This window comes from Streptomyces sp. NBC_00386 (assembly GCF_036063235.1).
Classification (GTDB): Bacteria; Actinomycetota; Actinomycetes; order Streptomycetales; family Streptomycetaceae; genus Streptomyces.
Genome location: NZ_CP107950.1, coordinates 749,290 through 761,246 on the forward strand (window position 1 = coordinate 749,290; position 11,957 = coordinate 761,246).

At 70.6% G+C, this 11,957-nt stretch carries 11 protein-coding genes; 3 read left to right on the forward strand and 8 right to left on the reverse strand.

The features are described 5' to 3' along the window. Positions 1-116: 116 nt before the first annotated feature. Positions 117-689 carry a MarR family winged helix-turn-helix transcriptional regulator gene (locus OG780_RS03040; RefSeq protein WP_328444373.1) on the forward strand — a complete coding sequence of 191 codons (573 nt, stop codon included), beginning with the start codon at positions 117-119 and terminating at the stop codon, positions 687-689. Positions 690-843: 154 nt separating this feature from the next. Here OG780_RS03040 and OG780_RS03045 read toward each other — a convergent pair whose 3' ends face one another. Continuing rightward, the gene (locus OG780_RS03045; protein ID WP_328444375.1) at positions 844-1,554 is read right to left on the reverse strand and encodes a gamma-glutamyl-gamma-aminobutyrate hydrolase family protein; all 711 of its coding nucleotides are present in this window, start codon (positions 1,552-1,554) and stop codon (positions 844-846) included. 307 nt (positions 1,555-1,861) lie between these two features. Between OG780_RS03045 and OG780_RS03050 the strand changes: the two genes are divergently transcribed. Continuing rightward, positions 1,862-3,064, forward strand: coding sequence for an RNA-guided endonuclease InsQ/TnpB family protein (locus OG780_RS03050; protein WP_328444377.1), 1,203 nt, complete (start codon positions 1,862-1,864; stop codon positions 3,062-3,064). 50 nt (positions 3,065-3,114) lie between these two features. On the opposite strand, the gene OG780_RS03055 is transcribed toward OG780_RS03050, so the two are convergent. Next, complete coding sequence (locus OG780_RS03055; RefSeq protein ID WP_328444379.1) at positions 3,115-4,605, reverse strand: aldehyde dehydrogenase; 1,491 nt, start codon at positions 4,603-4,605, stop codon at positions 3,115-3,117. 117 nt (positions 4,606-4,722) lie between these two features. On the opposite strand from OG780_RS03055, the gene OG780_RS03060 reads away from it, so the two are divergent. Beyond that, the gene (locus tag OG780_RS03060; protein WP_328444381.1) at positions 4,723-5,433 is read left to right on the forward strand and encodes a type 1 glutamine amidotransferase; all 711 of its coding nucleotides are present in this window, start codon (positions 4,723-4,725) and stop codon (positions 5,431-5,433) included. A 15-nt stretch (positions 5,434-5,448) separates the two neighbouring features. Here OG780_RS03060 and OG780_RS03065 read toward each other — a convergent pair whose 3' ends face one another. From OG780_RS03065 to OG780_RS03090, 6 genes are all read right to left on the reverse strand, one after another. Beyond that, entirely contained in the window at positions 5,449-6,909 is a 1,461-nt protein-coding gene (locus OG780_RS03065) for an APC family permease (protein ID WP_328444383.1), read from the reverse strand. 170 nt (positions 6,910-7,079) lie between these two features. Then, the gene (locus OG780_RS03070; protein ID WP_328444385.1) at positions 7,080-7,706 is read right to left on the reverse strand and encodes a TetR/AcrR family transcriptional regulator; all 627 of its coding nucleotides are present in this window, start codon (positions 7,704-7,706) and stop codon (positions 7,080-7,082) included. Positions 7,707-7,861: 155 nt separating this feature from the next. Next, the gene (locus tag OG780_RS03075; protein ID WP_328444387.1) at positions 7,862-8,707 is read right to left on the reverse strand and encodes a fumarylacetoacetate hydrolase family protein; all 846 of its coding nucleotides are present in this window, start codon (positions 8,705-8,707) and stop codon (positions 7,862-7,864) included. Positions 8,708-8,716: 9 nt separating this feature from the next. Next, entirely contained in the window at positions 8,717-9,652 is a 936-nt protein-coding gene (locus OG780_RS03080; RefSeq protein ID WP_328444389.1) for a 3,4-dihydroxyphenylacetate 2,3-dioxygenase, read from the reverse strand. After that, a complete protein-coding gene (locus tag OG780_RS03085; RefSeq protein ID WP_328444391.1) occupies positions 9,645-11,108 on the reverse strand; it encodes an aldehyde dehydrogenase in 1,464 nt (487 codons plus the stop codon). The genes OG780_RS03080 and OG780_RS03085 overlap by 8 nt, the downstream gene beginning before the upstream one ends. A gap of 40 nt (positions 11,109-11,148) precedes the next feature. Beyond that, entirely contained in the window at positions 11,149-11,955 is an 807-nt protein-coding gene (locus OG780_RS03090; RefSeq protein WP_328444393.1) for an acetoacetate decarboxylase family protein, read from the reverse strand. Positions 11,956-11,957 lie beyond the last annotated feature (2 nt).

Genomic DNA, 11,957 nt, shown 5'->3' on the forward strand with positions numbered 1-11,957 from the left:
ACGACCCGCCCGGTTCGTCTCCACGGGTTTTCCGTCTCCCCGAATCCGGTGGAGGACCAGGGAGACCGCGCGTCGTCCCGTACAATTTGGGTCCGAACGACCAAGGGAGCGTGCCCGTGCCCGGCCATCGGTCCATCACCGAAGCGGAAAAGCTGGCGGCTGCGAAGCTGGGCGGCATCCCGATACACCGCGAGCAGATGGCGGTCGTCGCGAACATCTACCGCGCCGCCTCCGCTGTCCGCCAGCACCTGGAGAACTCGGTGCTGCGCGACGCGGATCTGACCTGGACGTCCTTCGTCGTGCTCTGGGTGGTCTGGGTCTGGGGCGAGTCCGAGACCCGGCACGTCGCCGAGGAGGCCGGGATCTCCAAGGGCACGCTCACCGGTGTCTCGCGGACCCTGGAGGGGCGGGGGCTGATGACACGCGCCGGTCATCCCTCCGACGGCCGACTGAAGCTGCTCAGTCTGACCGACGAGGGCGAAGCGCTCATGGAGCGCCTGTTCCCGCGGTTCAACCAGGAGGAGGCATTCGTCGCCTCGCGGCTCAGCGACGAGGAGTGCCACACCGTCGCCGAAGGGCTGCGGCAGGTCGTGCGCCAGGTCGAGGAGGAGGGCGAGGAACGCCGTCTCACCCTCCTCGACGGTGCCGAACCGGCCCGCCGCCGCAGCGGCCGGCGGGCGAAGGGCTGAGGGCCGCGGGCCGGGGCCGATGGTCCAGGGGCCGGGAACGGGGACCGGTGGTCCAGGGCACGGGGGCCGAGGTCCGGGAGCCCCTCGCCCCCACAACCTCACAACCTCACGGCCCCGCAGGCTCGCAGCCTCGCAGCCTCGCAGCCCAACAGGATCAGCGTCCCTCACCGGCCGCGCCGACCAGCGCGTCGAACAGCGCCTGCTGGACGGGGTCCTCGTGCGCGGTGTCCTCCGGATGCCACTGCACCGCGGTGAACCACCCTTCGGCGTACGGGAGTTCAAGGCCCTCCACGGTCCCGTCCGCGGCGCGTGCGGTGACCGTCAAGCCTGCGCCGAGGCGTTCGACCCGCTGGTGGTGGTAGCAGGACGCCTCCACCTTCTGCGCGCCGGTGGCCCGTTCCAGCAGGGTTCCGCGCTCGACGGCCACCGGGTGGACGACGTGCCGGTGTTCGCGCTCGGGACCGCCCATGTCCTGTTCCAGGGTGCCACCGAGGGCCACGTTGACAGCCTGGAGGCCGCGACACACGGCCAGCAACGGAAGGCCCAAGTCCAGCGTCCGGCGGGCGACTTCGAGGTCGAAGGCGTCCTGGAGGTCGTCGACGTCGTAGACGCTGTCGTGGGTGTCGGCGGCTCCGTAGCGGTGGGGAGCGAGGTCGCCGCCACCGGGGAGCAGGACACCGTCGAAGCGGGCGAGACGCGCGGTCACGTCCGTGACGGCGGGATCGGCCGGGTGGATGGTCGCCGGTTCGCCGCCGGCCCGCCACACCGCCTCGATCAGGGCGCGGGCGTTGACCTCGGCGGCGTACCGCAGGGCTGAGGTCGTCGCGGAGAAACGGGCCGGAACGGCGATCAAGGGGCGTATCAACGAAGTCCTCCGAGGTTGCCCCAGCCTTCAGGCCGGGTTGGGGATACCTCCCGCTTGTGGGGGAGATTCGGGCTCCTGCGGAGCCGGGCAAGGGAAGTTGAATCGCCGACAGGGCGATTCAGTGTCCGTCGCGGCGGTGCGGTACTCGCCCTTGCCGCGATGGACCATCTCTGAGTTGAGTGACCGCCGACTGGCCCTCGCCTGAAACGTGAGTCAGGCAGCGGCTTCGACAGGCAGGGTGAACGTGATGCAGGCTTTTTTACGATTCATCCCTCCCGGCACGGTGCCGCGCTGGCAGCATGACGACATGACGACGCCAGATGGTGCGGGAGATACCGTGCACGCCCGGTACACCTATCGCCTTCGCGTGTCGTCCACCGCGCTTGCCCGCCTGGATGCCGAGTGGGCGCGGTGCCGGTGGGTGTGGAACGAGTGCGTGGCCATGTCCCGCAAGGTCCACGGTCTGAACAGGAACGCCGCCGAGAAGGTGACGTGCGGTCCGGCACAGCTCGACAAGATGCTCACCGAGGCTCGTGGTGCGATGGCGTGGCTGCGCGAGGGCAGCTCGGTGCCTCAGCAGCAGATGATCCGGGACTTCGCCACGTCCCGTGCGAAGGCGCTGGGGGACATCAAGGCCCGGCTGCCGATGCGGCAGCGGGCCGGGATGCCCCGGATCAAGCGCAAGCGCGAGGTGTTGGTGTCGCTGAACTACACGCGGCGCGGCTTCCGGGTCAGGGACGGCCGCCTGTACCTGGCTGGCAACATCGCCCTGAGCGTGGTGTGGTCCCGCGACCTGCCAACCGACCCGACGTCGGTGCGTGTGTACCAGGACAGCCTCGGCCACTGGTACGCCTCGTTCGTCGTGCAGGCCGGCATCGACCCGCTGCCCGCCACGGGACGCGCGATCGGCATCGACTGGGGCGTGAAGGAGACCGCCACCACGACCAGCGACGCCCACGACCTCCCGCACCCGCAGCACGGCAGGACCTCCGCAGCGAAACTGGCCCGCTACCAGCGGCAGATGGCCCGCCGCCGGACGCCGAAGAACAGGCCCGACTCCGGCGGCTACCGCAAGGCCCGCAACGCGGCGGCGAAGGTCTCCAAGAAGATTGCCCGACAGCGCCAGGACACGGGCCGCAAATGGGCCAAGGCCGTGGTCCGCGACCACGACGCCCTGGCCGTCGAGGACTTCCGCCCGAAGTTCCTCGCTAAGTCCAACATGGCCCGCAAGACTGCCGACGCCGCCATCGGTGCCACCAAGAACGCGCTGCTCGAGATGGCCCGCAAGCACGGGCGCATCGTGCACCTGGTCGACCCCGCGCACACCACCATGGATTGCGCACAGTGCGGAGCGAGAGCCAAGCACGCACTGCCCCTTTCTGAACGAACGTATACGTGCACCGCGTGCGGGGCCGCGTCCCCCAGGGACAAGAACTCCGCTCGCGTGATGCTCGTCCGGGCTGGTCTCAACCCGGCTGGTGCTGATCTTGTAAGCCCTGCCACCTGCTAGGTGCCGGGCGAAGTGAGCCAGGAATCCCCCTCCTCAGGGAAGGGGAGGAGTCAAAGCTGGATCCAGGTGGTCTTGAGTTCGGTGTACTTCTCCAGGGCGTGGGCGGACTTGTCGCGGCCGTTGCCCGACTGCTTCATGCCTCCGAAGGGGACGGTCAGGTCGCCCTCCTCGTAGCAGTTGACCCAGACCGTGCCGGCCTTCAAGGCGCGGGAGACCCGGTGCGCGGTCGACAGGTCGGAGGTCCACAGGCCCGCGGCGAGCCCGTACTCGGTGTCGTTGGCCAGCCGTACGGCCTCGTCCAGGTCGTCGAACGCGAGGACCGACAGGACCGGGCCGAAGATCTCCTCCCGGGAGAGCCTCATGCCGGGGTCCACCCGGTCGAAGACGGTCGGTTCCAGGAAGCTGCCGCCGGTGTCGGTGAGGGTGCGGGACCCGCCGGTGCGCAGCCGGGCGCCCTCGGCCAGGCCGGTGGAGATGTGGTCCTGTACGCGGCCCAGGTGCGCTTCGCCGACCAGGGCGCCCATCTCGGTGGACGGGTCGAGGGGGTCGCCGATCCGCAGTTCACGTGCGCGTCGCACGACGGACTCGGTGACCTGTTCCGCGATCGAGGAGTGTACGAGCAGCCGGGAGGGGGCCGTGCACATCTCGCCCTGGTTGAAGAAGATGCCCCAGGCCGCGGTGGCGGCCGCCTTCTCCAGGTCGGGAGCGTCGGGAAGGATGATGTTCGGTGACTTGCCGCCCAGTTCGAGCCATACGCGCTTGAGGTTGGAGTCGGCGGCGTAGTGCAGGAAGTGGCGGCCGACGGCGGTGGAGCCGGTGAAGGCGAGGACGTCGACGTCGGGGTGGAGGCCGATCGCCCGGCCGGCCACCGGGCCGGTGCCTCCCACGACGTTGAGGACGCCCGGCGGCAGTCCGGCCTCGGTGGCGATGCGGCCCAGGAGGAGCGCGGACAGGGGCGAGTTCTCCGAGGGCTTCAGGACGACCGTGCAGCCGGCGGCGAGCGCGGGGGCGACCTTCCAGCCGGCGAGGGTCAGGGGGAAGTTCCACGGCACGACGGCGCCGACGACTCCGGCCGGTTCCCGGGTGACCAGGGCGAGCGCGTCCGCGGCGGTGTGCGGGGACTCGTCGGTGAGCTTGTCGGCGAGCTGTCCGTACCAGCGGAAGGTGTTGATCAGGGCGCGCAGTTCGATGTCGTACGCGTCGGTGATGGGCTTTCCCATCTCCAGGCTGACGGTGAGCGCGAGGTCGGCCCGGCGTTCCTGGAGGAGGTCGGCGATGCGCAGCAGCATGGTGCCGCGTTCGGCGGGCGCGAGGCGCGGCCAGGGGCCGGTGTCGAAGGCACGGCGGGCGGCGGCGACGGCGGCGTCGACCTCGGCGGTGCCCGCGTCGGCGACGCGGGTGAGCACCTGGCCGTCACGGGGCGAGACGGCGTCGAAGGCGGCTCCCCCGCCGTCCTCGTCGGCGCCGTCGATGTGGTGGGCGCCGGAAAGGTCCAGGGACTTGGCTCGGAGCAGCCACTCCGCGTGGGTGACGTCCGTCATGCGGGGCCTCCAGAAAGTTATTTGAACCCAAACGATAAGGTGGGCGCGGAGCCTGGGCAAGGGCTCCTTGCATCGATCCGGCAGGTCCGCGGACACCGCGGGGAAGGGAGCGCCACCGTGCGAGCGCTCGTCGTCCAGCACGACCATGTGACGGAGCCGGGGTTGGTCGGAGCCCGGCTGGAGGAGCGCGGTTACGACCTCACGGTCATGACGGTCGTGCCCGAGCACCGCCATCACGCGCCGGACGTCGAGTTCGACTTCCCCGCCGCGGGCGGCTGGGACCTGATCGTGTCGCTCGGGGCCCCGTGGTCGGTGTACGACCGGACGGCCGTCGGCTCCTGGATCGAGGGCGAACTGTCCCTCCTGCGCGAGGCCGACCGCCTCGGCGTCCCGGTGCTCGGGGTCTGTTTCGGCGCCCAGGCGCTGACCACCGCGCTCGGCGGTCATGTGGAGGCGTCGCCGCGCCCGGAGATCGGCTGGGTCGAGGTCGCCACGGACGATCCGTCCCTGGTGGGGGCGGGCCCCTGGTTCCAGTGGCACTTCGACCGCTGCGTCCTGCCGCCGGGGGCCAAGGAGGTGGCCCGCAACGAGGTGTGCGTCCAGGCCTTCAGGACGGAGACCGGCCTGGGTGTGCAGTTCCATCCGGAGATCACCACGGCGATGGTGCGCGGCTGGATCGAGGCCGGCGGAGCGGAGCAGTGCGTACGCCATGGTGTGGACCCCGGCGAACTGCTGGCGCGGAGCCGGGCCATGGAACCCATGGCCCGGACGAACGCCCGCCGGTTGGTCGACGGTTTCCTCGGCCGGGCGGCGGGCCGGGCCGGCTGACCGGCCCGGCGTGCGTCAGCTGCCGGTGGCACCGGCCCTGTCACGGGTGAGCCGTGCCGCCACGAGGCCGAGGACGAGGACGGCCGGGACGGTCAGTTCGAGCACGAGGGCGGTGCCGCCCTCGCCCCCGATGAGCGTGGTGAAGTTCTGGACGATCAGCCAGATCGCCCCGGCCACGCCGAGGGCTCCCAGGGAGGGAGCGATCAGGGTGTTCCAGGGCCGGGTGTCCAGGCGTTCACGGCGGAAGAAGATCACCACGGAGACCGACGTCAGCAGGTACAGCGCCATGATGCCGAGGACGGCCACGCCGCTGCCCCAGGAGAACAGGGTCACCACGGGGTCCTTGCCGGCCAGCGCGAACGGGACGACCAGCAGGACCGCGATGGCCGTCTGGACCCAGCCGGCCACGCTGGGCGAGTGCCGGTGGTTGATCGACGACAGCTTGCGGGGCAGCAGGCCGTCGCGGCTGAGCGAGAACAGGTAGCGGTTGGCGGAGTTGTGGAAGGCGAGGATGCCGGCGAAGAGGGAAGTCGCCAGCAGGACGGGCAGGACGTCGTTGACCCAGGTGCCGAGCAGGTCGGCGATGGGTGCGAAGACGAAGCTCGTCGAGTCGCCGCTCTCCAGGGCCTTGCCGGCCGCCCCGGACACCTTCGAGGGTCCGTAGGAGGAGACCAGCATCCAGGAGGCGAACCCGAAGAAGCCGGTGACGAAGGCGACGGCCGCGTAGGTGGCCCGCGGGACGGTCTTGCGGGGTTCGCGCGCCTCCTCGCCGTAGATCGCGGTGGCCTCGAAGCCGATCATCGACGCCACGGCGAACATCAGGGCCACGCCCGGGGCGCCGTCGAACGCCGCGCTCGGCGAGAAGGACTCGGTGAAGGCCAGGCCTTCGGGCCCGCCGCCCTTGAAGAAGGTGACCAGTGCGAAGACGCTGAGGATGCTGAACTCGGCCAGGACGAAGACCGCCAGCACCTTCGCGCCCATCTCGATGCCCGCGCTGCCGAGCACCTGGACGATCACCATCGTGACCAGGGCGCACGCCCACCAGGGCACGTCCAAGCCGGTGTAGTGGGCGAGCAGGCTGTTGACGGTCGCCCCGTACAGGCCGTACATGGCGGCCTGGATCGCGCAGTAGGCGAACAGCGCGATCCCCGCGCTGCCGGTCCCGACGGTCCGGCCGAGCCCCTTGCCGATGTACGTGTAGAAGGCGCCGGCGTCCACGACGTGCCGGCCCATCGCCACGAAGCCGACGGAGAAGAGCAGGGTGATCAGACCCGCCACCACATAGGCGGCCGGTGCCCCCGCACCGTTTCCGATGCCGACGGCGATGGGAACGGCGCCCGCGACACCGGTCAGCGGTGCCTGGGCGGAGAGGACGAAGAAGAGGATGCCCAGAACGCCGAGCGAGTTGGGCTTGAGCTTGCCTGCTGTGGGGGCGTCGGGCGCGGTCTGGTTCACGACCGCTGTCTGACTGTCCACTCGGATCACCTGCCAGTGAGGAAAGAGGGATTCGTTTCAGGCCAAACGAGTTGCCTCATACTGAGCTGGAACTATCCGTTTGACAAGGGGCTGCACCCGGTTTCCTGCCCCGAACGCGACAGGCCCCGGACGACAGGCGTCCGGGGCCTTGGAACACGCGGTTCGCAACGTCAGTCGCGGCCCTCGGCGTCGGTGTGCCGCCGGGCCTCCAGCAGCCGGAGCAGCGAGCGCAGCTCCTCGATGGCGGCGTCGGTGATCTCGGGGCCGCCGAAGACGAGCTGGTGCAGGACCAGGCCGTCGAGGGCGGCGAAGACGAGCCGGGTGAGCGGCTGCCCGGCACCGTCGGGCAGCATGCGGGACAGCTCGCGTCCGGTGGCGTCGAAGTACTCGTCGTACAACGCGCGCAGATGCGGGAGCAGTTCGGGGCGGCGCCTGGCTTCCAGGAGCAGCTCGTACTGGAACGACTGGATGTCCGGATCGGCCGTGACCATCTCGGACACTCCCACCGAGAAGTCATCGACCTTGCCGGTGCCGGGCTCCAGCGCGCTGGTGTTCAGGGAGGTGCGGATCGCGTGCGCGACCGCCTCCTCGATGAGTGCGTCGCGCGAACCGAAGTGGTGCACGACCAGCCCGTGCGTGGTGCCCGCCTCCTCCGCCACGGCCCGGTAGGTGAGCCGGCGCAGCCCGCCCCTGGCCACGACGCGCACGGCGGCGTTGAGCAGGGCTTCGCGGCCCTCCCCGTAGTTCATGCGCCGACGCGGCTTGCGGCCCTCAGGCGTCTCGGCGGTTTCGGTCATGGTCCCGACCCTACCCGCCTGCTCAAGGGGCCCGGGGCGGACCGGCGCGGGCCCCTTGGTGGTGCCCGTGCCGGGCTCCGCGCGCCGCGTGCCGGAGTGGCCCGCCGGGCGGCTCACGCCGTCCTGGACGGCGCGGCGCCCTGGTGCGGCGGGCATCAGCGCCGGGGCGGACGGATGCCGCGGAACTCCCAGTCCCCGCCGAGCGCGGTGGACAGCACCTCTTCGGACTCGGTGGGCTGGGCGCCCACGTCGGTGCGGATCGGGGTCGGGCCGGTCACGATGTGGTTGGTGAGCCGTCCCAGGCCCTCGACCTCGACCTCGACGACGTCACCGGGCTGTACGGGGCGGGAGTTGGCCGGGGTGCCGGACAGCAGGACGTCGCCGGGGTGCAGGGTGATGGTGCGGGCGATGTCGGCGACGAGGTAGTGCATGTCCCACTGCATCTCGTCGGTCGAACCGTCCTGCACCACCTCGCCGTTGACGTACGTGCGCAGGCTCTTGCCGCGGAAGTCCCAGTCGGTGACCAGGCCGGGGCCGAGCGGGCACAGGGTGTCGGAGCCCTTGACGCGGAGCATGGAGCCGGCGTCGGTGTCCCGGAAGTCGTGCAGGCCGTAGTCGTTGGCGACGGTGTAGCCGGCGATGTACTCCCCCGCCTCGGCCGGGGAGATGTTGCGTGCCGTCCTCCCGATGACGATGGCCACCTCGCCCTCGTAGTTGAGCCACTTGCAGCCCTCGGGGCGGACGATGGCGCCCTTGTGGGAGTTGAGGGCCGAGGTGGGCTTGTGGAAGTACGTCGGGGTGGGCGGGAGGTCGATCCCGAACTCGTCGACGCGGCTGCGGTGGTTGAGGTGGACGGCGATCACCTTGGAGGGCACGACCGGGGGCAGGTGCTGTGCCTCCTCGGTCTTGACGCGGCGGCCGTCACCGGCGACGAGTTCGTCCCCGTCGACGGTGACCTGGACGGCGGCGCCGTCGAGGAGGATGCGGCGGTATTCGGGCATGGCGGCTTCCTAGGAACGTCGGTGCGGGTTGTGGGGTGCGACGGCCGCGGGTGTTCCCGCGCCGGTCCAGCCGTCGGCCGGGCGGTCGAACCAGAGGTGGACCTGGCCGGTGCCGATCGAGTTCTCGTACTCGCCGTACTGGCGGGCCGTGGCGACGCAGGCCTGTTCGCCGAGGGCGCCGGCCATCATCAGGTAGTGGAAGAACTTGGCCTCGGGCTTGTACTTCCAGAACTCGTCCATGGTGTCGAGGACCTTGTCGTGGCGGCCCTCCTTGAACCAGGTGATGCGCTCCTCGTCGGCCGCGCGCGCCTCGGGGGTGAAGATGTGCGCCGGGTCGCCGGACTCGTGGTCCCGCAGTTCGCGCAGCGGCCAGAAGGTGTGCGAGAGGGCACCCGAGGCGATGAGCAGCACCCGGCGGCCGGGGGTGGCGGCGATGCCGTCGGCGAGGGCCCGGCCCAGCCGCAGATGGTCCTCCATGTCGCCGGTCTGGCACACCCCGATGGTCACCCACCGCTTGTCGGGCAGCCCCTGGCCCAGGAACTTCCAGAGGTTGATGGTGGCGTAGTAGACCGGCAGGTACTCGTCGTCGATCGCGGTGATCCAGGTGCCGTGCTTGTCCGCGAACTTCGCGATGTTGTGGGCGAGTTCGGGGTCTCCGGGATAGTCGTACGGCATCCGGCACATGCCGCGCGGCAGTTCCTCGGAGGTGAACAGGCCGGCCCGGCGCGGCTGGGCGGTGGCGACGAACTCGACGGTGGTCGCCCAGTGCGAGTCGAGGACCACGACGGTGTCGTAGTCGTCGCGTTCGAAGACCTCCCGGCGAAGCTGCTCCAGGCCGGTGACGAGGGTGATCTCCTTGCCCTCGTTCAGCTCCAGCCGGATCTCCTCGGGGAGCACGATGGTGGGGACGTGGGCGAGCAGCCCCGCCCCGACGATCTCACCCATGGTCCTTCCATCCCTTCGGCGCGGTCACGGTGTTCTTCAGGTCGCAGTAGAAGTCGAAGCTCCAGGTGCCGCCCTCACGGCCGACGCCGGAGTGCCGGGAGCCGCCGAAGGGTGCCTGGAGGTCGCGTACGAAGAAGCAGTTGACCCAGACCGTCCCGGCGACGAGCCGCTGGGTGACGCGTGCGGCGCGGTCCCGGTCGCCGGTGGCGAGGGTGGCGGCGAGCCCGAAGCGGGTGTCGTTGGCGAGCTGGACCGCCTCGTCCTCGGTGGTGAAGGTCTGGAGGGTCAGGACGGGTCCGAAGACCTCCTCCTGGACGATCTCGGAATCCTGGGCGACGTCGGTGAGGAGGGTCGGCGCGTAGTACCGGCCTTCTCCGCGGTGCCCGCCGATGACCGCACGTGCGCCCGCTTCGACCGCGCGCCGCACGAAGCCGTCGATCTTCTCCAGCTGGCGCTCGTGTATGTTCGGGCCGATGTCGGTGGCCTCGTCGCGCGGGTCGCCCTGCACGATGGCCGCGGCCTTCTCCGCGAACCGGCGGGTGAACTCCTCGGCGACGGTCTCCTCGACCAGGATGCGGGTGGCGGCGAGACAGACCTGGCCCGCGTTGTCGTACTGCTCGACGGCGAGGTCGACCGCGAGGTCGAGGTCGGCGTCCGCGAAGACCAACAGCGGTGACTTGCCGCCGAGTTCGAGGCTGAGCGGGGTGAGGTTCGCGGCCGCCGACTGCGTGATCCGCTGGGCCGTCGGCACGGAACCGGTGAAGCTGATGCGGCGCACGTCGGGGTGCGAGGTGAGGGCGTCGCCGATCTCGGAGCCGTACCCCTGGACGATGTTGAGGACGCCGGCGGGCAGTCCGGCCTCGGCTGCGATGTCCGCGAGCAGGGACACGGTCAGCGGGGTCCATTCGGCGGGCTTGAGGACGACCGTGTTGCCGGCGGCGAGGGCCGGGGCGACCTTCCAGGTCGACAGCATCAGCGGGGCGTTCCAGGGGGTGATCAGCACCGAGGGGCCGGCCGGGTCCCAGCTGACGTGATTGGTGTGGCCGCGGGTCTCGAAGTCCTCGTGGTCCAGCTTCAGGAGCCAGTCGGCGAAGAAGCGGAAGTTGTGGGCGACGCGCGGCATCACGCCCCGGCGGTGCGAGCGCAGCAGGGCGCCGTTGTCGGTGGTCTCGACGATCGCCAGGTCCTCGATCCGCTTCTCCACGCCGTCGGCGACGGCGTGCAGGATGCGGGCGCGTTCGGCGCGGGAGGTTGCGGCCCAGGCCGGGAAGGCGGCCTTCGCGGCGGCCACGGCCAGATCGGCCTCCGTCGCGGTGCCCCGGGAGATCTCGCCGAGGACGCTTCCGTCGATCGGCGAGACGTCGGTGAACGTCTCGGCGGAGGCGACGCGTTCGCCGCCGATCCAGTGCCGGGTGTCGACGGCGACCCCGGCCACCGTGAGGGTGTGCTCGGTCATGTCCGGACTCCAAGTCCTGTGGTGGGTACGGTGGTCGGGGTCACTCGGCGCCGGAGGTGCCGGACTCCAGAAGTCGTCCGCCGTCCCAGACGACTCCGACCTGCCGGTAGTAGGCGGCGATCGGCTCGCGGATCTCCAGTCGGGCCAGCTCCTCGGTGGGCGCCTCGAACAGCTCCAGTTCGGCGTCGCCGACCCAGGGCTGTCCGCCCTCGAAGGAGGCGGCGCCGGACTCGATCAGTTCGTCGAGCGCGAGGCCCTTGCCCTTCTCGACGGAGGGCAGCCAGCGGTGGTGGGCCATGGGGTGGCTGTTGACGAAGCCGTTGGTCTCGGACGGCTCCCGCAGGGTGACCACGGCCTGGGCGAGGCGCCGGTCGGCGGCGGCGAGGGTGGCGCCGAAGCGGGCGCCGGCCTCGATGCGCGGGGCCGGGCCGTAGGGGTGCGGGCGGGTCTGGTGGATCGAGCCGAGCTTCTTCGGGTAGCCCTGGTGCAGTCCGCGGGCGATGGCGAAGTCCTTGTCGACCCAGATGTACACGCAGCGGGTGTAGGTCTGTCCCCGATACTTGCAGCGGACGACCGCGAACGCCTCCTTGTACTGGGCGAGGACCGGGTCGAGCAGTTCCTCGCCGGAGCCGGAGCAGGACTGCCAGTCGGCCCAGATCATCGCGACCGCGCCCGGGTCCTCGTCGGCCAACTCCAGTGGTTCGGGCAGCAGTTCACGCACCCGTGCGGGATCGGTGCGGTACTCCACGGTGAGCAGATCGCCGGAGTAGCGCCACGGCGGGGACGGGACGAGCGACGAGGTGCCGCCGGCCGTCTTGGGGTGGAAGAAGCCACGGACAGGGGACATAG

Bases quoted from the DNA above. Each gene is read 5' to 3' on its own strand.
- OG780_RS03090 (WP_328444393.1), bottom strand. From the start codon at position 11,955: ATGTCCCCTGTCCGTGGCTTCTTCCACCCCAAGACGGCCGGCGGCACC.
- OG780_RS03075 (WP_328444387.1), bottom strand. From the start codon at position 8,707: ATGCCCGAATACCGCCGCATCCTCCTCGACGGCGCCGCCGTCCAGGTC.
- OG780_RS03080 (WP_328444389.1), bottom strand. From the start codon at position 9,652: ATGGGTGAGATCGTCGGGGCGGGGCTGCTCGCCCACGTCCCCACCATC.
- OG780_RS03050 (WP_328444377.1), top strand. From the start codon at position 1,862: ATGACGACGCCAGATGGTGCGGGAGATACCGTGCACGCCCGGTACACC.
- OG780_RS03085 (WP_328444391.1), bottom strand. From the start codon at position 11,108: ATGACCGAGCACACCCTCACGGTGGCCGGGGTCGCCGTCGACACCCGG.
- OG780_RS03070 (WP_328444385.1), bottom strand. From the start codon at position 7,706: ATGACCGAAACCGCCGAGACGCCTGAGGGCCGCAAGCCGCGTCGGCGC.
- OG780_RS03055 (WP_328444379.1), bottom strand. From the start codon at position 4,605: ATGACGGACGTCACCCACGCGGAGTGGCTGCTCCGAGCCAAGTCCCTG.